2 protein-coding genes are annotated in these 559 nt (G+C 57.8%); both read right to left on the minus strand.

Annotation, left to right across the window (positions count from 1 at the left end):
* Nucleotides 1-269, minus strand: a 269-nt coding sequence (locus tag KCG48_RS15165; protein ID WP_230977180.1) for a sodium ion-translocating decarboxylase subunit beta, incomplete at its 3' end; no start/stop codon positions are given.
* Nucleotides 270-286: 17 nt separating this feature from the next.
* Nucleotides 287-559, minus strand: a 273-nt coding sequence (locus KCG48_RS15170; RefSeq protein ID WP_211802908.1) for a biotin/lipoyl-containing protein, incomplete at its 5' end; no start/stop codon positions are given.

Genomic DNA, 559 nt, shown 5'->3' on the forward strand with positions numbered 1-559 from the left:
CCGATGCCGATGAAGATGAGGAGCGGGAAAAGCTCCGTGGCGATGCCGGCGTTGAAGAGGACATTGAGGACGCCTTCCGACTCGCTGCCCGCCTGGGTCACGAGGCCGGATCCGGGGAAGTTCACCAGAAGGGTGCCCAGGCCCATGGGGACGAGAAGGGTCGGCTCATATTCCTTCTTGATGCCGAGATACATAAGGAGACCGCCGATGAGCATCATGATGATCTGGGGTCCCGTGGTAGACATAATTCCTGCGATAATTTGTTCCAAAATTGTTCCTCCTGTTCTTACGCGATGGTAACGATGGGCGCGCCCACGTCAATGGATGATCCCTTGGTGACATACACCGCGGTGATGGTGCCAGCCTTGGGGGCGACGATCTCGTTTTCCATCTTCATGGCTTCCAGAATAACCAGAACCTGGTTTTCCTTCACCACATCGCCAACCTTGACCTGGACATCCAGGATGTTGCCGGGCATAGGAGCATCCATGGTCAGGCCTTCGCCGGTGGGAACCACGGGAGCGGGAGCGGCTGCAGGTGCAGCTACAGGTGCAGGAGC

Origin of the sequence: Proteiniclasticum sediminis, assembly GCF_018128025.1 — a bacterium.
In the GTDB taxonomy this organism is placed as follows: Bacteria; Bacillota; Clostridia; order Clostridiales; family Clostridiaceae; genus Proteiniclasticum; species Proteiniclasticum sediminis.